This window comes from Nocardioides sp. JS614 (assembly GCF_000015265.1).
Classification (GTDB): Bacteria; Actinomycetota; Actinomycetes; order Propionibacteriales; family Nocardioidaceae; genus Nocardioides.
In genome coordinates this window covers 744,329-763,793 of record NC_008699.1, presented here as the reverse complement: position 1 = coordinate 763,793, position 19,465 = coordinate 744,329, and the positions used below count along the sequence as shown (strand labels likewise).

13 protein-coding genes are annotated in these 19,465 nt (G+C 69.7%); 3 read left to right on the top strand and 10 right to left on the bottom strand.

Translation table 11 applies throughout. The features are described from left to right. Genes NOCA_RS27415 through NOCA_RS05040 form a run of 3 tightly spaced genes read left to right on the top strand, consistent with a single transcriptional unit; the run spans window position 1 to window position 3,640 of the window. A complete protein-coding gene (locus tag NOCA_RS27415) occupies window positions 1-1,164 on the top strand; it encodes a hypothetical protein (protein ID WP_011754192.1) in 1,164 nt (387 codons plus the stop codon). Beyond that, window positions 1,161-2,603 (top strand): substrate-binding domain-containing protein, encoded by a 1,443-nt coding sequence (locus NOCA_RS05045; RefSeq protein ID WP_011754191.1) that lies wholly within the window; start codon window positions 1,161-1,163, stop codon window positions 2,601-2,603. The genes NOCA_RS27415 and NOCA_RS05045 overlap by 4 nt, the downstream gene beginning before the upstream one ends. Next, window positions 2,600-3,640 carry a hypothetical protein gene (locus NOCA_RS05040; RefSeq protein WP_011754190.1) on the top strand — a complete coding sequence of 347 codons (1,041 nt, stop codon included), beginning with the start codon at window positions 2,600-2,602 and terminating at the stop codon, window positions 3,638-3,640. Before NOCA_RS05045 ends, NOCA_RS05040 begins: the two co-directional genes overlap by 4 nt. Here the strand turns inward: NOCA_RS05040 and NOCA_RS05035 are convergent. The 10 genes from NOCA_RS05035 to NOCA_RS04990 all read right to left on the bottom strand — a co-directional run bounded on the left by NOCA_RS05035 (window position 3,603) and on the right by NOCA_RS04990 (window position 19,464). Beyond that, on the bottom strand, window positions 3,603-4,502 hold the full coding sequence (locus NOCA_RS05035) for an NUDIX hydrolase (protein WP_011754189.1): 900 nt from the start codon (window positions 4,500-4,502) through the stop codon (window positions 3,603-3,605). The genes NOCA_RS05040 and NOCA_RS05035 overlap by 38 nt on opposite strands. Before the next feature lie 7 nt (window positions 4,503-4,509). After that, window positions 4,510-5,757: a geranylgeranyl reductase family protein gene (locus NOCA_RS05030; protein ID WP_011754188.1), complete on the bottom strand. Its 1,248-nt coding sequence runs from the start codon at window positions 5,755-5,757 to the stop codon at window positions 4,510-4,512. A 55-nt stretch (window positions 5,758-5,812) separates the two neighbouring features. Continuing rightward, window positions 5,813-6,316, bottom strand: a complete 504-nt coding sequence (locus NOCA_RS25475; protein WP_011754187.1) for a DUF4232 domain-containing protein — start codon at window positions 6,314-6,316, stop codon at window positions 5,813-5,815. 220 nt (window positions 6,317-6,536) lie between these two features. Continuing rightward, a complete protein-coding gene (locus NOCA_RS05020) occupies window positions 6,537-10,409 on the bottom strand; it encodes a DNA-directed RNA polymerase subunit beta' (protein ID WP_011754186.1) in 3,873 nt (1,290 codons plus the stop codon). Window positions 10,410-10,528: 119 nt separating this feature from the next. Then, on the bottom strand, window positions 10,529-14,029 hold the full coding sequence (gene rpoB / locus NOCA_RS05015; RefSeq protein WP_011754185.1) for a DNA-directed RNA polymerase subunit beta: 3,501 nt from the start codon (window positions 14,027-14,029) through the stop codon (window positions 10,529-10,531). Window positions 14,030-14,251: 222 nt separating this feature from the next. Then, window positions 14,252-15,064 carry a J domain-containing protein gene (locus tag NOCA_RS05010; RefSeq protein ID WP_011754184.1) on the bottom strand — a complete coding sequence of 271 codons (813 nt, stop codon included), beginning with the start codon at window positions 15,062-15,064 and terminating at the stop codon, window positions 14,252-14,254. Further along, on the bottom strand, window positions 15,061-15,642 hold the full coding sequence (locus NOCA_RS05005) for a hypothetical protein (RefSeq protein ID WP_011754183.1): 582 nt from the start codon (window positions 15,640-15,642) through the stop codon (window positions 15,061-15,063). The genes NOCA_RS05010 and NOCA_RS05005 overlap by 4 nt, the downstream gene beginning before the upstream one ends. Beyond that, window positions 15,639-16,913, bottom strand: a complete 1,275-nt coding sequence (locus NOCA_RS05000; protein WP_011754182.1) for an MCE family protein — start codon at window positions 16,911-16,913, stop codon at window positions 15,639-15,641. The genes NOCA_RS05005 and NOCA_RS05000 overlap by 4 nt, the downstream gene beginning before the upstream one ends. Next, a complete protein-coding gene (locus tag NOCA_RS04995) occupies window positions 16,910-18,328 on the bottom strand; it encodes an MCE family protein (protein WP_011754181.1) in 1,419 nt (472 codons plus the stop codon). The genes NOCA_RS05000 and NOCA_RS04995 overlap by 4 nt, the downstream gene beginning before the upstream one ends. Next, window positions 18,325-19,464 carry an MCE family protein gene (locus tag NOCA_RS04990; RefSeq protein WP_011754180.1) on the bottom strand — a complete coding sequence of 380 codons (1,140 nt, stop codon included), beginning with the start codon at window positions 19,462-19,464 and terminating at the stop codon, window positions 18,325-18,327. The genes NOCA_RS04995 and NOCA_RS04990 overlap by 4 nt, the downstream gene beginning before the upstream one ends. Between the last annotated feature and the right edge of the window lies 1 nt (window position 19,465).

The following is a 19,465-nucleotide window of genomic DNA, read 5'->3' as shown; positions in this document are numbered from 1 at the left end:
ATGAGCACCCACCGGATCCGCCGGACACACCGCGTCGCCGCCCTGGTCGCGGTCGGCTCGGTGCTGCTCGCCGGCTGCGCGGGCACCGACTCCGGCGCGGACCCGTCCGACGAGGTCGTCGTGACGGTCGACCCGACAGCCACCGCCGGCGTCGTGGTGCCCGAGCGCCGCTTCTTCAACGACAGCTCCCCGTGGAACCGGCGGATCGACACCTCGCGCGTCGACGCGAGGTCGGACCAGATGATCCAGTTCGCACACGAGCGGGTCGGGGTGATCGAGCGCCCCGGTGGCACGTCGTTCATCCGCCGCAACTTCGTCGAGGACGGCCTCTACATCAACACGGTGCGCTGGACCGTGCCCGTGGTCGCGGGCGGCCGCCCGACGTCGCTGGTGTGCCGCCAGCTCGTGTGCGGCGACGGCGCCGACACCACCGTGCTCAACATCCCCGATGACGTCGACCCGGACCCGCGCTACGACGGGTGGTACACCGTGTTCGACACCTCCGCCTCGGTCGCCTACGACCTGTGGCGGGCGCGCCGCGAGTCCGACGACACGATCTCCTACAACTACATGCGCAAGTGGGACCTCAACGGTCCCGGCTACAGCGAGCCGTGGACCGAGGGCGCCCGCGGCTCCGGACTCCCGCTGTTCGCCGGCCTGATCCGGCCCGGCGAGCTGGAGTCCGGCGAGATCCAGCATGCGCTGGCGATCAGCGTGCCCGGCCCAGCGGCGGGCATCTTCGTCCAGCCGGCGTCCTCGACCGACGGCAACGGACGCACCCGGTCGCTCCCCGAGGGCGCCCGGATCCGGCTCAAGCGCGACGTCGTGCTCCCCGCGCCTCGCGACCCGCGCACCGGCAAGCTGATCAAGCTCACCAAGCAGCAGCAGCGGCTCGCCGACGCGATCGTCGCCTGCCTGCGCACCTACGGCGCGATCGTGGTCGACCGGGCGGCCGTGCCGACGCTCTACGCGCAGCGCGACGTGACCGACGGACTGATCCGCGGCAACGAGCTCCAGGGCCTGACCCTCGACGACTTCGAGGTGCTGCCCCTCGGGACGCGGTACCACTACCCGCCGGAGGAGGACGAGACCGTCGTCGTGCCGAGCGAGAGCCCGACCGTCCCCCCCTCCAGCTCGCCGACCGAGGGAGGTGCGGTCCAGTGACACGCACCCGCTCGAAGCTGCTCGGCTCCCTGGCGGTGGCCGCGGTCTCGCTGGGCCTGCTCACGGCCTGCTCGGACCCGTCGCAGGAGGCCACCGACTCGGTCAGCCAGGACCAGGCCAACGAGTTCCGCGAGAACCAGCTGCGGCAGAAGGACATCGACAAGGCGTACGCCGCGCTGCCGACCCGGCCCTCCGGCGTCGTCGGCATCGACGGCTCGACGACGGGGTCGCTGACCCCGACCGAGGTCAGGAGCTACGAGGCCACCGCGAACGCGGCCCAGGTCAACGTCGCGGACAACGGCGAGGACCAGGCCTTCCAGGAGCTGTGTGCGGGCCAGATCGACCTCGTGGACTCGGCCCGTCCGATCAGCCGTGCCGAGTGGGAGGCCTGTCAGGCCGTCGGCCTCGACGTGGTGCAGTTCCAGGTCGCTGCGGAGGCGATCGTGATCGCGATCAAGTCGGAGACCGACGTCGGCGCCGACTGCCTCACCGTCGACCAGGTCCGGGACATCTACCGGGCCGGGTCGCCGCTGACGAACTGGAGCCAGCCGCCGCTCGGCTTCGACGACGTGCCGCTGAAGGTGGGCGGACCGAGCCCCGACAACAACGGCTTCGGCTTCTTCGGCCGCTACGTGCTCGGCGCGCCCGAGCCCTCCCAGGTCGACCTGCGCTCCGACTACTTCCTGGCCGAGAACGACGAGGCGGCTCGCAAGTTCGTGGTCGGCAAGCGGAACATCGAGCTGCGGGCGGCGCGCTTCGACGACGTCAGCCGTCGCCGCGCCCAGGCCAACCAGGCGCTCCAGGACGCACGCAGCGAGATGATCGCCGCCCGGGAGGAGCTCGCGGTCGCGCTCGCCGAGCGAGCCAAGGGCATTCGGGACGGCCGACCGGAGGCGGACAAGGCCAGGGACCAACGGCGGGTCGACAAGGCGTTCGAGCGCCGGACCGCGGCCCGGACGCGCCTGGACGCTGCCCAGCAGCGCTACGCCGCCGTCAACGAGGTCTACCGCAACACCGACGAGGCCCGGCGTCTCTACCAGGCCTACCACGGCCACGTGGCCTACTTCCGGTTCAGCTACTACGAACTGTTCGAGGACCAGCTGCGGCCCTTCGAGATCACCCTGCCCGACGGCCGGCGCAACTGCATCTTCCCGAGCCAGCGGACGATCACCAGCGGTGAGTACCCGCTCGCCCGGCAGCTGCTGATCACCACCACGACCCGCTCCCTGGCCCGCGCCGAGGTCCGGGACTTCCTCAGCCACTACGTGGCGCACGCCCAGGCCGGGGCGGACACCGCCCGTCTGGTCGCGCTGCCCGACGAGACGGTGCGGCTCCAGCAGTCCTGGCTCACCGGGGACCAGGCGCCGCAGCTCTACGTGCCCGACGACAACGCGAGCACGCCGATCCAGCCGGTGCAGAGCGAGAAGCCTGCGCGATGACCACCCGGGCCACCCGACTCGTGGCGCTCGCGGTGCCACTGCTCCTCGCGCTGCCCGCCCTCGCCGTGGCCCCGACCTACGCCGGCGGTACCGCGGCGAGCTCGGCCCGGGCGAAGCAGCGGCAGGTCCAGCAGTCCAAGCGGATCGTCGTCAAGTGGCAGGGCTTCCAGAAGCGGCCGAAGTACCAGAAGGTCGCCGACGTGCCGGGGATCGGTCAGGTCGAGCTGATCTGCCGGCCCGACAACACGATGCTGCGGATCCGGGCCAACGACCGGCGGGCCGAGACCCAGCTGTGGATGGCCAAGCTCGAGAACAAGGACGGCACCGACCGGGTCGCGGTCAAGAACGTCCGGATCTACACCTACGCGACGGCGGCCGACGACGGGAAGGGCGGCACCGGGCCCCAGGCGCACGAAGGCCTGAACCAGAAGACCCCGATCGAGGACTTCGCGAAGGGCTCGGCGTACGGCGTGATCAGTCAGCGCCCCGGCCGCGACCAGCCGGGGGGCGGTCCGATGACGATACCGGCGACCTCGTTCCAGCTCACCTGGTACTGGGAGCGGTTCGCCTACCCGGGCAGCCAGTACTGCAAGATGACGCTCGCGCTGCGGACCGACACCGACCAGCAGCTGGGGCTGAGCTGGCACGGCGACGACGAGGCGGCGACCCAGCAGACCGCGACCGCCAGCATCCCCGGATTCGGCCGGGCCGAGCTGCGCTGCGAGACCGGCCGCACCGGCGAGCAGACGGTGGCGCTGCGCCCCGACGACCCGGACTCGTTCATGGACTACGAGTACATCCAGGGCGAGGGACGGGTCGACGACCCGGACCACATCACCCACTACAGCGATCTCGAGTACGACCCCGAGACCGGGCTGCTCGGGCCGGTCGACCTCCCGCGCAACGGGATGATGCGCATCTGGTGGTCCGTCGGCGGGGTGAAGAGGACGTGGGTGCTCTCGTCCTACATGGTCACCAACAATGTCGCCAGGCCCTACCTCAACCTGTGCGAGGTCGCGGCCACTCCGCTGCGCTGAGGGCCTCGCGGACCAGCGGGAGCACCGGCCGCTGCCCCGACTCGATCTCGGCGAGAGGCACCCAGGCGACCTCCGCCGAGGTGCCGCCCTGCTCCGCCAGGCGCGGCTCGGCGGCGGCCTCGAGGTCGGCCGCGAAGACCAGCGCCACCGAGTGGAAGTCCTCGTAGCGGCCCGACGGCGCCGTGCCGCTGAAGTGGTCGTCGTGGACGGCGACCAGCTCCCCGACCTGGCACTCGACGCCGGCCTCCTCGCGGACCTCGCGGATGACAGCGGAGCGGGGCGCCTCCCCGTGGTCGACGCCGCCGCCGGGCAGCGTCCACGAGCCGGTGTGGAAGCCGAGCCCGGAGATCCGGACGAGCAGCACGGCATCGGCGCGCCGGATCAGCGCGTATGCGCCGAGCCGCTGATGGCGGAAGGGGCGGTGGTCGGCCACCGCCTCGAGCACCATCGGCACCACCGGGACGGTCTCGTCGAGCACGTCCCCGAGCGGCTTCCAGGCCGCCTCCACGGTCGAGCCGTCGACCTCGACGACCCGCGGCTCGGGGGCGTCGACCGGCACCCACCCGTCGTAGACGATCCGCAGCGCATGGGCGTCCACCCGCCGGCCGTCGCGCCACACGCCGGGCAGGTGCGCGGAGTACACCCGTGCGGTCTCACCGACGACCGCGTGCAGGCCGGTCTCCTCGTAGACCTCCCGGATGACCGCGTCGCGGGGGTCCTCTCCGTGGTCGAGGCCACCGCCGGGCAGGGTCCACAGCTCCTCGGAGGCGATGCTCGGCGACAGCCGGCTCAGCAGGATCCGGCCCTCGCGGATGATCACGGCGTACGCCGCCACCCGCTGCCGCTTCGGAAGCCCGACCATCAGCGTCTCAGCCGAACGGCGGGCGATGGTCCAGCGCGATCGAGCGGCGCCCCGCCCACCGCCACACGCGCGCGGCCCGGTCGCGGTCCTCGTCGGTCACCAGGTTGCCCATCCAGCGCAGGGCCAGCGTCATCAGCCAGTCCGAGCGCATGCCCGCCGGGCCCAGGGTCGGTAGCAGCCGCGGGAGCGTCACCAGCCCGGCCAGCCGGCGCGCGATCGAGAACGACTCGCCGTAGTGCTCGCGCAGCAGCGCCGGCCACACGACGTCAAGGCCCGGTGCGTCGACGGGACGCTCGGCGAGCAGCTCGGCGACCAGGCGACCGGTCTCGAGGCCGTAGTCGATGCCCTCACCGTTGAGCGGGTTCACGCAGGCCGCTGCGTCGCCGATCAGCGCCCAGTTCGGACCGGCGACGTTCGACACCGCCCCGCCCATCGGCAGCAGCGCGGAGGTCGGCATCCGCAGCTCGCCGGACAGCTTGAAGTCGGTGCGTCGCTCTTCGGCGTAGTGCGCCATCAGCGGCTTGATCGCCACGTCCGCCGGCCGCTTCGCGGTGGCGAGCGTGCCGACCCCGAGGTTCACCTCGCCGGTGCCGAGCGGGAAGATCCAGCCGTAGCCGGACAGCACCGTGCCGTCCTGCCCACGCAGCTCCAGGTGGGAGCTGATCCACGGGTCGTCGGACAGCTCCGAGGCGACGTAGGAGCGTCCGGCGACGCCGTACACGGTCTCGCGGTGCCACTCGCGGCCGAGCACCTTGCCGAGTGGGGAACGGACCCCGTCGGCGACCACCAGCCGCCGGCACCCGATCTCGACGTTGCCGGTCGCGGTCCGGAAGACGACACCGGTGACCTGTCCACCGTCGCGGCGGACGTCCACCGCGCGGACCCCGTCGACCGCGACGGCACCGGCCTTGATGGCGGCGGTCCGCAGGTGGTCGTCGAGCTCGGTGCGGGCCACGGCCGAGCCCCAGTCGGGCAGGGAGCCACCCGGCCAGGGCAACAGGAGGGTCTGGCCGAAGCCGTGGGCGCGCAGGCCCTGGTTGACCGTGTGGGCGCGGAGCCAGTCCTCGAGGCCGAGTCGCTGCAGCTCGCCGATCGCCCGCGGCGTGAGCCCGTCACCGCACGTCTTGTCGCGGGGGAAGACCGCCGCGTCGGCGAGCACGACGTCCAGCCCGGCGCGGGCCGCCCACGCCGCCGCGGCCGACCCCGCGGGGCCGGCGCCCACGACGAGGACGTCGGTGGAGGTCGGGATGGTCACCCAGCGATTGTCTCAGGCCCGGACCCGATCCTCCCAAGCGGCGGCCCGCCCGGAGTCAGGGCCGGCGGTAGGCCTTGTGGGTGATCAGGTGAACCCGGTCGTTTCGGCACCCGATCGTGCGGTGCACCACGAACTGAGATCGAGTCTCGTTGGGGACGTAGACGCGGAAGCCGTCGACCTTCGCCGGGCGGCACTCGCGCAGGGGGTAGACGGTCGCGTCGGTCTCCGACACCACGCTCACGACCTTCCGCCCGGGCTTCACGACGAGGGTGCGGACCTTGCTGGGCTCGCGGTCCGCGGGCGCGCCGATCTGGGTGCCGTCGCCGCCACCGACGTACGACAGGCCGCCGTACCCACCGGTCCGGCACGCGTGGTCGGACACGTTCCTCAGCACCAGCCGGCCGTAGCGGTGGCTCATCCCCGCGTCGGTGCGGTGGTACGACGCGTGCAGCTCGGCGTTCGTGCACGCCGGCACCGTGGTCGCCTGGGCCACGCCCGACGGCACGACCAGCCCGGCCACGACCAGTCCCGCGGCGCCCAGCATCCTGATGATCCTCATGGTGGTCTCCTGTTCCGGTCCGTCTCGGGACTGGGACGCCTGCGCGCTCCCGGAAGTTGCCGTCGGAGACGACGGAACCCCCGCCCACCAGGACGGGGGTTCCGCTCGACCACTCGGTTTCGAGACGCGTCACGCATCCCGCGCTGGCGCGCGGTCCACGTCGACGCTCCTCAACCTTTGCGTCTGGGTCTTGCCCGGAGCGAAGCTCCGGGCAAGGACGCTAATTCTGATAGGACCCAAAGTCGAAGTCGTCCAGGGCGACGGCCTGGCCGGTCCCGTTGCCGAACTCGTAGTCGTAGGAGTCGTAGCCGGTGACGGAGTACGCCGCGGCGCGGGCCTCCTCGGTGGGCTCCACCCGGATGTTGCGGTACCGCTCGAGGCCGGTGCCCGCCGGGATCAGCTTGCCGATGATCACGTTCTCCTTCAGGCCGCGCAGCGAGTCGCTGCGCCCGTGGATGGCGGCGTCGGTGAGCACCCGGGTGGTCTCCTGGAAGGAGGCCGCCGAGAGCCACGACTCCGTCGCCAGCGAGGCCTTGGTGATGCCCATCAGGACCGGACGGCCCGAGGCCGGCTTGCCGCCCTCGGAGACCACGCGCCGGTTCTCCTCCTCGAACCGCACCCGGTCGACCAGGTCGGACGGGAGCAGGTTGGTGTCGCCGGACTCGATCACCGTGATCCGGCGCAGCATCTGCCGCACGATGATCTCGATGTGCTTGTCGTGGATCGACACACCCTGCGAGCGGTACACGGCCTGGACCTCGTCCACCAGGTGCTCCTGCGCCCGCCGCACCCCCAGGATCCGCAGGACGTCCTGCGGGTCGGGCGTGCCGACGGTGAGCATCTGGCCGACCTCGATGTGGTCACCGTCCCCCACCAGGAGGCGGGACCGCTTCGAGACCGGGTACTCCTGGACCTCGGAGCCGTCGTCGGGGGTGATCAGCACCTTGCGCGCCTTGTCGCTCTCCTCGATCGTCACCCGGCCGGCGGCCTCGGAGATCGGCGAGCGTCCCTTGGGCGAGCGGGCCTCGAAGAGCTCGACCACACGGGGCAGACCCTGCGTGATGTCGTCGGCCGAGGCCACACCACCGGTGTGGAAGGTACGCATCGTCAGCTGGGTGCCGGGCTCGCCGATCGACTGGGCCGCGATGATGCCGACGGCCTCACCGATGTCGACGAGCTTGCCGGTCGCCAGCGACCGGCCGTAGCACTTCGCGCAGGTGCCGGTCTTGGCGTCACAGGTCAGCACGGAGCGGACCTTGACCTCCTCGACGCCCGCGGAGATCAGCTCGCCGATCTTCACGTCGCCGAGGTCCTCGCCGGCCCGGACGAGCACCTCGCCGGTCTCCGGGTGCGCGACGTCGACGGCCGACGTGCGGGCGTACGCCGCGGTCTCGGCGTTCTCCGCCTTGACCACGGTCCCGTCCTCACGGCGCTCGCCGATCCGCTTGGGCAGGCCGCGCTCGGTGCCGCAGTCGTCCTCGCGGATGATCACGTCCTGGGAGACGTCCACCAGACGACGGGTCAGGTAGCCCGAGTCGGCCGTCCGCAGCGCGGTGTCGGCCAGACCCTTGCGGGCACCGTGGGTCGCGATGAAGTACTCCAGGACGGTCAGGCCCTCGCGGAAGTTCGACTTGATCGGCCGCGGGATGATCTCGCCCTTCGGGTTCGCCACGAGACCACGCATCGCGGCGACCTGCCGGATCTGGTTCATGTTCCCGGAGGCACCCGAGTCGACCATCATGTAGATCGGGTTGGCGCGGTCGAAGTTCGCCTCCATCGCCTTGCCGACCTCGTTGGAGGCCTGGGTCCAGATCTCGATGAGCTCCTGGCGGCGCTCCTCGTCGGTGACCAGGCCGCGCTCGAACTGCTTCTGGACCTTGGCGGCCTGGGCCTCGTACCCCGACAGGATGTCGGCCTTGTCACCCGGGGTCGTCACGTCGTCGATCGAGACCGTGACGCCGGAGCGGGTCGCCCAGTGGAAGCCGGTGTCCTTCAGCGCGTCGAGGGAGGCCGCGACCTCGACCTTGGTGTAGCGCTCGGCCAGGTCGTTGACGATCGCGCCGAGCGCCTTCTTGCCGACCTCGTAGTTCACGTACGGGTAGTCGGCGGGCAGGGTCTCGTTGAACAGCGCGCGGCCGAGAGTGGTCTCCAGCGAGACGGCCTGACCCTGCTCCCAGTCGGCGCCCAGCTCGAGCGGCGGCACGATGTCGGTGAACCGGATCCTGACCTTGCTCTGCAGCGAGATCTCACCCCGGTCGAACGCCATGATCGCCTCGGCCGGCGACGCGAACGCCCGGCCGTCACCCGGCTGACCGTCACGGTCGGTGGTGAGGAAGAACAGGCCGATGATCATGTCCTGGGTGGGCATGGTCACGGGGCGGCCGTCCGACGGCTTGAGGATGTTGTTCGTCGACAGCATCAGGATCCGGGCCTCGGCCTGGGCCTCCGCGGACAGCGGCAGGTGCACCGCCATCTGGTCACCGTCGAAGTCCGCGTTGAACGCCGAGCAGACCAGCGGGTGGATCTGGATGGCCTTGCCCTCGATCAGCTGCGGCTCGAAGGCCTGGATGCCGAGACGGTGCAGGGTGGGTGCCCGGTTGAGCAGCACCGGGTGCTCGGTGATGACCTCTTCGAGGACGTCCCACACGACCGGGCGGGCGCGCTCCACCATCCGCTTCGCGGACTTGATGTTCTGCGCGTGCGACAGGTCGACCAGGCGCTTCATCACGAACGGCTTGAACAGCTCGAGCGCCATCTGCTTGGGCAGGCCGCACTGGTGCAGCTTCAGCTGCGGGCCGGACACGATCACGGAACGGCCGGAGTAGTCGACGCGCTTGCCGAGCAGGTTCTGGCGGAACCGGCCCTGCTTGCCCTTGAGCATGTCGGACAACGACTTCAGCGGCCGGTTGCCCGGGCCGGTGACGGGACGACCGCGGCGACCGTTGTCGAACAGCGAGTCGACGGCCTCCTGGAGCATCCGCTTCTCGTTGTTGACGATGATCTCGGGAGCACCCAGGTCGAGCAGTCGCTTGAGCCGGTTGTTCCGGTTGATGACACGGCGGTACAGGTCGTTCAGGTCCGAGGTCGCGAAGCGGCCGCCGTCGAGCTGGACCATCGGCCGCAGGTCCGGCGGGATGACCGGGACCGCGTCGAGCACCATGCCCTGCGGCTTGTTGCCGGTCTTGCGGAACGCGTCGACGACCTTGAGCCGCTTGAGGGCCCGCACCTTGCGCTGGCCCTTGCCGTTGGCGATGGTGTCGCGCAGCAGCTCGACCTCGGCCTCGATGTCGAAGCTCTCCAGGCGCTTCTGGATCGCCGTGGCGCCCATGTGGCCCTCGAAGTACTTGCCGAACCAGTTCTTCATCTCGCGGTAGAGCATCTCGTCGCCCATGAGGTCTTGGACCTTCAGCGACTTGAAGGTGTTCCACACCTCGTCGAGGCGGTCGATCTCCCGCTGGGCACGGTCGCGCAGCTGCTTCATCTCGCGCTCGGCGCCGTCCTTGACCTTGCGCCGCTGGTCGGCCTTGGCACCCTCGGCCTCGAGGGCAGCCAGGTCCTCCTCCAGCTTCTTCGCACGGTCGTCGATGGACTGGTCGCGGCGCTTCTCGAGGCGCTCGCGCTCGAGTCCGACCTTGCCCTCGAGCGAGGACAGGTCGCGGTGGCGGGCGTCCTCGTCGACGGCCGTGATCATGTACGCCGCGAAGTAGATGACCTTCTCCAGGTCCTTCGGGGCGAGGTCGAGCAGGTAGCCCAGGCGGCTCGGGACACCCTTGAAGTACCAGATGTGGGTGACCGGGGCGGCGAGCTCGATGTGGCCCATCCGCTCGCGGCGGACCTTGGACCGGGTCACCTCGACGCCGCAGCGCTCACAGATGATGCCCTTGAACCGGACCCGCTTGTACTTGCCGCAGTAGCACTCCCAGTCCCGGGTGGGACCGAAGATCTTCTCGCAGAAGAGGCCGTCACGCTCGGGCTTGAGCGTGCGGTAGTTGATGGTCTCCGGCTTCTTGACCTCACCGTGGCTCCAAGTGCGGATGTCGTCCGCGGTGGCCAGGCCGATCTGAAGCTGGTCGAAGAAGTTCACGTCGAGCACGGTGGCTGCAACCCTTCGGTAGTTCTAAGAAAAGTGAAGTAGGGAGGAAGAACGAGGAACGGCGGAGCGCCGTACTGCGCTGTCTGTTCCGGCGAACAGGCGCTCCGCGCGTTCCTCGGTCACACCTCTTCGACCGAGCTGGGCTCGCGACGGGACAGGTCGATGCCGAGCTCCTCGGCGGCGCGGAAGACGTCCTCCTCCGCGTCGCGCATCTCGATAGCCGTGCCGTCCTGGGACAGCACCTCCACGTTGAGGCAGAGCGACTGCATCTCCTTGACGAGCACCTTGAACGACTCCGGGATGCCGGAGTCGGGGATGTTCTCGCCCTTCACGATGGCCTCGTAGACCTTGACGCGACCGGGCACGTCGTCCGACTTGATCGTGAGCAGCTCCTGCAGGGCGTAGGCGGCGCCGTACGCCTCCATGGCCCAGACCTCCATCTCGCCGAACCGCTGGCCACCGAACTGGGCCTTACCGCCCAGCGGCTGCTGCGTGATCATCGAGTAGGGGCCGGTGCTGCGCGCGTGGATCTTGTCGTCCACGAGGTGGTGCAGCTTGAGGATGTACATGTAGCCGACCGCGACGGGCTCCGGGAACGGCTCGCCCGAGCGGCCGTCGAACAGGCTCGCCTTGCCGGTGTTGTCGATCATCCGCACGCCGTCGCGGTTGGGGATCGTCGAGCCGAGCAGCCCGGTGATCTCGTCCTCGCGGGCACCGTCGAAGACCGGGGTGGCGACCTTCGTGCCGGGCTCCGCCTTGTCGGCGTGGATCTTGATCAGGCGCTGCTTCCAGTCGGCACCGGACTTGTCGTCGTTCAGGTTGAGGTCCCAACCCTGCTTGGCCAGCCAGCCCAGGTGCAGCTCGAGGATCTGCCCGATGTTCATCCGTCGCGGCACACCCAGCGGGTTGAGCACGACGTCGACCGGCGTGCCGTCCTCCATGAACGGCATGTCCTCGATCGGCAGGATCTTCGCGATGACGCCCTTGTTGCCGTGCCGGCCCGCGAGCTTGTCACCGACCGAGATCTTGCGCTTCTGGGCGACGTAGACCCGGACCAGCTGGTTGACGCCCGGGGGCAGCTCGTCGCCGTCCTCACGGTCGAAGACCCGGACGCCGATGACGGTCCCGGACTCGCCGTGCGGGACCTTCATCGAGGTGTCGCGCACCTCGCGCGCCTTCTCACCGAAGATCGCACGCAGCAGGCGCTCCTCGGGGGTCAGCTCGGTCTCGCCCTTGGGGGTCACCTTGCCGACGAGGACGTCACCGGTGGTGACCTCCGCGCCGATCCGGATGATGCCGCGCTCGTCGAGGTCGGCGAGCATCTCCTCGGAGACGTTCGGGATGTCCCGGGTGATCTCCTCGGGGCCGAGCTTGGTGTCCCGCGCGTCGACCTCGTGCTCCTCGATGTGGATCGAGGTGAGGATGTCCTCCTGGACCAGGCGCTGGCTCAAGATGATGGCGTCCTCGTAGTTGTGGCCCTGCCACGGCATGAACGCCACGAGGAGGTTGGTGCCGAGCGCCATCTCGGCCTCGTCGGTGCAGGGACCGTCCGCGATCGGGGTGCCGATCTCGAGCCGGTCGCCCTCACTGACCAGCGGACGCTGGTTGATGCAGGTGCCCTGGTTGGAGCGCTTGAACTTGGCCAGGCGGTACGTCGAGTAGGTGCCGTCGTCGTTCATCGTCTCGATGACGTCCGCGGACACCTCCTTGACCACGCCCGCCGCGGTCGCCACGACCACGTCGCCGGCGTCGACCGCGGCGCGGTACTCGATGCCGGTGCCGACCAGCGGCGAGTCGCTCTTGATGAGCGGCACCGCCTGGCGCTGCATGTTGGCGCCCATGAGCGCGCGGTTGGCGTCGTCGTGCTCGAGGAACGGGATCAGCGCGGTCGCGACCGACACCATCTGGCGCGGCGAGACGTCCATGTAGTCGACCTCGTCGGCGAGCACCTCGGAGACCTCGCCGTCGCGCTGGCGGACCAGCACACGCTCCTCGACGAAGCGGCTCTTGTCGTCGAGCGCGGCGTTCGCCTGCGCGATGACGTAGCGGTCCTCGTCGTCGGCGGTGAGGTAGTCGATCTGGTCGGTGACCTTGCCCTTCGTGACCTTGCGGTACGGCGTCTCGACGAACCCGAACGGGTTGATCCGGCCGTACGAGGCGAGCGAGCCGATCAGGCCGATGTTCGGGCCTTCCGGCGTCTCGATCGGGCACATCCGGCCGTAGTGCGACGGGTGGACGTCACGGACCTCCATGCCGGCGCGGTCGCGGGACAGACCACCGGGACCGAGCGCCGAGAGCCGGCGCTTGTGCGTCAGGCCGGCGATCGGGTTGGTCTGGTCCATGAACTGCGAGAGCTGGGAGGTGCCGAAGAACTCCTTCAGCGCCGCCACCACCGGACGGATGTTGATCAGGGACTGCGGCGTGATCGCCTCGACGTCCTGGGTCGTCATCCGCTCGCGGACCACGCGCTCCATGCGGGCCAGGCCGGTGCGGAGCTGGTTCTGGATCAGCTCGCCGACCGTGCGCATCCGGCGGTTGCCGAAGTGGTCGATGTCGTCGGCCGAGATGTCGAGGGTGCCCTGCGGCGCCTCGATCTGCTCGCGGCCGTCGTGCAGCGCGACGATGTACTTGATCGCGGCGACCACGTCGTCGATCGTCAGCGTCTGCTGGTCGAACGCCTCGAGGAGGCCGAGCTTCTTGTTGATCTTGTAGCGGCCGACCTTGGCGAGGTCGTAGCGCTTCGGGTTGAAGTAGTAGTTGTTCAGCAGCGTCTGCGCGGCCTCCCGCGTCGGCGGCTCGCCCGGGCGCAGCTTGCGGTAGATGTCGAGCAGCGCGTCGTCCTGGCCCTGGGTGTGGTCCTTCTCCAGGGTCAGCATCATCGACTCGTACTCGCCGAACTCCTCGCGGATCTGCTCGTTCGTCCAGCCGAGGGCCTTGAGCAGCACCGTGACGTTCTGCTTGCGCTTGCGGTCGAGGCGGACGCCGACCATGTCGCGCTTGTCGATCTCGAACTCGAGCCAGGCGCCCCGCGACGGGATCAGCTTGGCGGTGTAGATGTCCTTGTCGGACGTCTTGTCGGCGGTGCGCTCGAAGTAGACGCCCGGCGAGCGGACGAGCTGCGAGACGACGACCCGCTCGGTGCCGTTGATGATGAAGGTGCCCTTGTCGGTCATCAGGGGGAAGTCGCCCATGAAGACCGTCTGGCCCTTGATCTCACCGGTGTCGTTGTTGGTGAACTCCGCCGAGACGTAGAGCGGCGCGGAGTAGGTGAAGTCCTTCTCCTTGCACTCGTCGACGGTGTACTTGGGGTCGTAGAAGACCGGGTTCTCGAACGACAGCGACATCGTCTCGGAGAAGTCCTCGATCGGGGAGATCTCCTCGAAGATCTCCTGGAGACCGGACTTGCTGGAGACGTCCTCACCCTCGGAACGGCGGCGCTCGACGGCGGCGTTCCACTTGTCGTTGCCGACCAGCCAGTCGAAGCTGTCGGTCTGGAGGGAGAGGAGCTGCGGGACCTCGAGAGGTTCGGTGATCTTTGCGAAAGAGATGCGGCGGGTGTTACCGGGGGTGGTGCGCGCGGCCAAGAGGTGTCCTTCGACGATTCGCTCTTCGATCTGCATCATCCCACCACTGAATCAGCCACCGGGCAGGCTGAAGCGCATTTGAGGGCAGACGCAAGAACCCACGATACCGCACGTACGGGCGCGCGACAACGCGCGCGGGATTCGCTGCCGTCGATCATGAACGCCCGGGCCGCCCAGGTCAAGCACGCCGACGGCGGGTCCGCCGATCGGCACCGGTGCCGGGCGAGTGCTGGGCGGGTGCTGGGCGAGGTGGGTCGGTCAGGTCGTCATGTCGGCGACCAGCCACTCGCCGTCGACCTTGTCCATGGTCAGCGTGACCCAGTTCTTGTAGACCTGCGGCTCGGTGTACTTCTTGTTGGTCCGGGTCTGGTTGACCAGGAGGAAGACCTGCGCGCGATCACCGTCGGCGCGGACGATGCTCGAGCGCACCAGGCTCGCCTGCACGACGGTCTTGGTCGCGGGTGCGTTCTTCTCGATCAGGCCCGCGAAGATGTTGTCGTAGTCCGTGCGCAGGCTGCCGGTGAGGTACTGCTGAGCGGCCGCCTTCGACTCGTCGAGGCGGGTGGCGTCGTAGGACAGGATCGGCACCACGGCGCGCTCGGCGGCGGCCTGGGCCGCCCGGGCCTCGCCCTCGACGTCGGCCGCCGACGGCTCGCGCACCCACAGCACGGCGACGGCCACCACCAGGGCGAGCGTGACCGCGGCGATCCCGGCGAGCAGCCACCCGGGCACGAGCGCCAGCCGGGGCGCTCCGACCCGGTCCACCGGCGTGCTCGGCGTCGCCTCGACGTCTGCGGGCTCCGGATCGGTACGGCGCCCATCGTCGGGCTCGGCCACCGGCTCGGCCACCGGCGCGCTGTCGAGGTCGGCGTGGTCGGCCAGCTCGGCGTCGTACGCCGCCCGTCGGTCGGGGTCGAGGAGCACCTCGGCGGCCTGGTTCAGCACGGCGAAGCGCCGGTCGGTGGGATCCAGGTCCGCGATCTGGGCACGCCACGCTGCCCGCACCTCGTCGGCGGGCGCGTCCGGCGCGACCCCGAGGAGGTCGTACCAGCTCGGGGTGGGCGTGCTCACTTCGCACCCTCCCCGGTCACCGGTGCGTAGTCGTCGACCAGCCACTTGCCGTCGGTCTTGACCAGGTCGACCTCCCAGCGCAGCACGTCCTGGTCGGCGTCGACCCGCTTGGCCTCGTCCCCCGGGTGCTTCGGGTCGGGGTAGGAGCCGGTCAGCCCGGCGGCGACGATCGTGGTCGCGGAGTCGGCGTCGACCGATTCCACCCCCACCCCGAAGACCTGCACGGAGCGGCCGTAGCCGGCCTGGGCGACGGTCTGCTCGGCGATCGGCAGCCCCGACTTCTCGAAGTCGGCGGCGAACTTCGGGGTGATCACCTCGAGGACCTGGTCGCGGTACTGAGTGAGGTGACCCTGGTCGTCGAGCTGGTCGGGTCCGTAGGTGTTGAGCCGGAGCACGAACTGACGGGTCTGCGACATCACCGCGTCGCGCTCGGACTGGACCCCGTCGGCCTCGCCACGGCGCTCGGTGAGCAGCCAGGCGAGTGCGCCGGCCGAGGCGAGCAGCACGATCACGAGGACGACGAGCAGCACGAGCCGGAAGGTGGCGGAACGCGGCGTCTCATCAGTCCCGGTGGTCACGGCACCAGGGGCTGGAGGAACAGCCACTTCCACGACTCCTCTCCGAACGCTTGGGGGGCCAACGTACCGGTCGGGGCCAGCACGGGGTCGATCTTCGCGCCCCAGTGCACCTTGCCGGTGTCGGGGTCGTACGACGCGACCGGCGCGCGGTAGGCCGCGCCCGCCCGGGGGAGGTTCTGCGGACCGCGCGGGTTGCTCATCGTCGCCGGCTCCCGGCAGCCCGCCTTGGTGTTCATCGGCCGGTTGCTGCCGTCCTGCGGAGGTCGGGTGTCGGTGCCCTCGTAGCCGTGGTGGCACACGGGGTTGTCGGTGATGATCATGCCGAAGTGGGCGTCGTACAGGCCGGTGTCCGGCGACTTCGACACGACCGTGAAGCCGCCCTCGACGACGTAGGGGTAGATCGCCAGGATCTGCTCGATGCCGGGCAGGTGCTTGACGACGACGTCGCCGGTGGTGACCAGGTTGTTGAACAGCTCCCCCAGGTCGACCTCGTTGTCCTCGAGGAACGTGCGCAGCTGCGTCGCCGCGGCCGAGCCGTTGTCGATGACCTTGCGCAGGTCCGCGTCGGAGCCGGCCAGCGAGCCGCTGAACAGGCTCAGCTCGCGGGCGAAGGTGCGCAGCGCGCTCGCCTTGTCGAGCTGGCTGGTGAGCACGGTGTTGCTGTCACGGATCAGCGCCGTCGTCACGTCGAAGTTGTCGTTGGCTTCGTTGATGAAGGCGTTGCCCGTGTCGATGATGCGCTGGAGGTCCGTGCCGGTACCGCCGAAGGCCTGGCCCAGCTCGTGGACGGTCGTGGCCAGCGCCTGCTTGTCGACCGACTCGACCGTGTCGGAGATGTCGGTGAGCAGCTTCTGGGTCGCGATCGGGATCCGGGTGTCGGCCATCGCGATCTGGGAGTCCTCGCCGAGGTAGGGCCCGGAGTCCTCCTGCGGCTGGAGCTCGACGTACTGCTCGCCCACGGCGGAGCGGTTGCCCACGACGGCGAGCGAGTCCGCGGGGATCTCGTCCCAGCCGTTGTCGATGTCGAGGTAGACGTCGACGCCGGAGTCGGTCAGCTCGAGCTGACCCACCCGACCGATCTGGACGCCGCGGTAGGACACCTCGCCGCCGGTGAAGATGCCACCGGAGTCCTGGAAGTGCGCGACGACGGTGTAGTGGTCGTCGAAGAAGATCCGGTCGAGCCGCGCGTAGCGGGCGCCGACGAAGCTGACACCGAGGAGCGTGATCGCGACGAAGGCGAGCAGCTGCAGACGGGTGCGGCGAGTGATCATCGGGTCACCATCCCCGGGACGAGGAGGCGGACGAGGGCCGGGTCGAACAGGCGGCTGAGCTGGCCCAGGGTCGGGCCGGGCGCCGAGGTCGTCGGGCCGACGCCGGTCCGGCCCAGGCCGAGGATCCCGGTCAGGTCGGGGAGGCTCGGGAGGCTGGTCGGCAAGGCGGTCGGGAGGCCGCCCTCGGGCAGCCCCGGGATCTGGTTGACGATCCGGCAGACGACGGTCTTCTCGTTCTTCTTCTTCAGGCACGCGTCGCGCAGCTTCGCCAGACCCTCGACGGTGCTCAGCAGCCTCTGGCACGGCAAGCTGTTGATGTCCCCGCTCTGGATGCACCGGGCGACCCGGCCGAGGACGACCGTCGGATCGAGGTCGCTGGGCAGCAGGGTCGGCAGGGCGGTGCCGCTGGCTCCGCCGGAGAGGTCCATGTCGAGCTCGACCGACAGGTTGGTGTAGTCGCCCATGTGCAGGTTGCGCGCGACCTGCGGGTCGCGGCCGACGACGTCGTCGACGAACGGGTAGGTCAAGAAGACGTTGAACGACTTCACGAACGCGTCGCCGGAGTTCGCCAGCTCGGTGAGCACCGGGTTCAGCTGGCGCAACGACTCGATCGTGGCGTCCTTCGAGGCGTTGATGACCCGGACGCCCACGCCACCGAGCCGGTTCAGGGCGCCCAGCATCTTGACGAGGTCGGCGCGCTGCTGGTCCAGGGAGGTCAACGCACTCGGCAGCTCGTCGAGCGCGGCGTCGATCGAGTCCTGCTGCCCGCGGGCCGAGACCGCCAGGTTGTTCAGCGAGTCGATGGCATTGACGATGTCCTGCTTGTTCTCGTCGAGCTGGGCCATGAAGTCGCTGATCTGGGTCAGGACCGACCGGGCGGCGTCCTCGCGTCCGCCGAGCGCCTTGTTGAGCTCGGTGGCGATGGTCTTCAGCTGGGCGACACCACCGCCGTTGAGGACCAGGCTGAGCGCACCGAGGACCTCCTCGACCTCCGGGTTGCGGCCGGTGTCCTCCAGACCGATGGTGTCGCCGTCGCCCAGCTCACCTGTGGCCGGGGTGTCGGTCGGCGGGCTGAGCGAGACGAACTTCTCGCCGAGCAGGCTGGTCTGCCGGATCTCGGCGATCGCGTTGTCGGGCAGGTCGACGTCGTTGCGGAGCTTCATCGTCACCTGGGCATGGCCCTCGACGAGGTCGACGTCGGTCACCTCGCCCACGTTCACGTCGTCGACCTTGACCGTGGACTTCGGGACCAGGTCGAGCACATCGCGGAAGTCGGCGGTGACGGTGATCGGGTTGTCGCCGACGTCGGTGCCACCGGGCAGCGGCAATGCGTAGACGTCGAACTGGCACCCGGTCAGCAGCACCGCTCCGGCCGCAGCGGCGACGACGGCGCGCAGCATCCGCGGCCTCATCATCGGGCCACCCCCACGAGGCCCGCCAGGGTCGGGTCGAACAGGTCGACCGACGACCTCGGCGCTCCTGGGGCGCCGGTCCCGGGCCGCGGCAGGGCCTGCTGGACCAGGTCGCACAGCGCTCCGGACGTGTCGGCCTGGCTCAGGAAGCCGCAGAGGAACGTCGAGGGGTCGGACTCCACCTGGTTGAACACCTCGCCGAGGTTCGCGTTCGTGTCGAGGGTGCCGGCCTGCGGGTTGTAGGTCAGCGCCAGGTTGTTCAGCGCCAGCGGGCCGGAGTCGAGGATGCCGTCGAGCTCCGAGCGCCGCTTGACCAGCACCTTGGAGACCCGGTTGAGGCCGGAGATGTTGCTGCCGAGCACCTCGCGGTTCTCCTTCACGAAGTCCGAGACCTGGCCGAGCGCCGTGGCGAGGTGCTGCAGCGACGCCGAGAGCTCCTGGCGCTCGCCGGAGAGCATCGTCGACACCTGCGAGAGCGAGTCGTTGAACTTGCGCACCGTCTTGTCGTTGCGCGCGAGGGTGCCGATGAAGCCCTCGAGCTCCTGGGCGGAGCCGAACAGCTCCTCCTTGTTGTCGTCGAGCGTCTGGCTGAGCTTGCCGAAGTCCTGGATCGTCTGGTGGAACTTCGCGCCCTGGCCGCCGAAGTTCTCGGCGGTGGTCTCGAGGAGGTCGGAGAACGCCCCGTTGCGGTTCGCTCCGGTCGGGCCGAGCGCCACGGTCAGGTCGTCGAGGCTGCTGTAGATCTGGTCCAGCTCGAGTGGCACCGCGGTCCGGTCCCCCGCCAGCGTCGCACCGTCGGCGAGCACGTCGCCACCGGTGTAGACCGGGGTCAGCTGCACGAACCGGTCGCCCACGATCGACGGCGCGATGATCACGGCCTTCGCGTCGGCCGGCAGCTTGAGGTCCGCGTCGTACGTCATGGTGACGACGACGTCGGTGCCGGACGGCGTGACCGTGTCGACCTTGCCGACGGGCACGCCGAGGACGCGGACGTCGCTGCCCTCGTAGATCGAGATCGCGCGCGGGAAGTGCGCCGTCAGGGTCTTGTGGTCCTCTCCGCGGAACATGGTGAGCGCGGCAGCCACCAGCAGGATCACCAGGACCGCCGGGACGACGGCGCGCTTCAGGATGCTCGACATG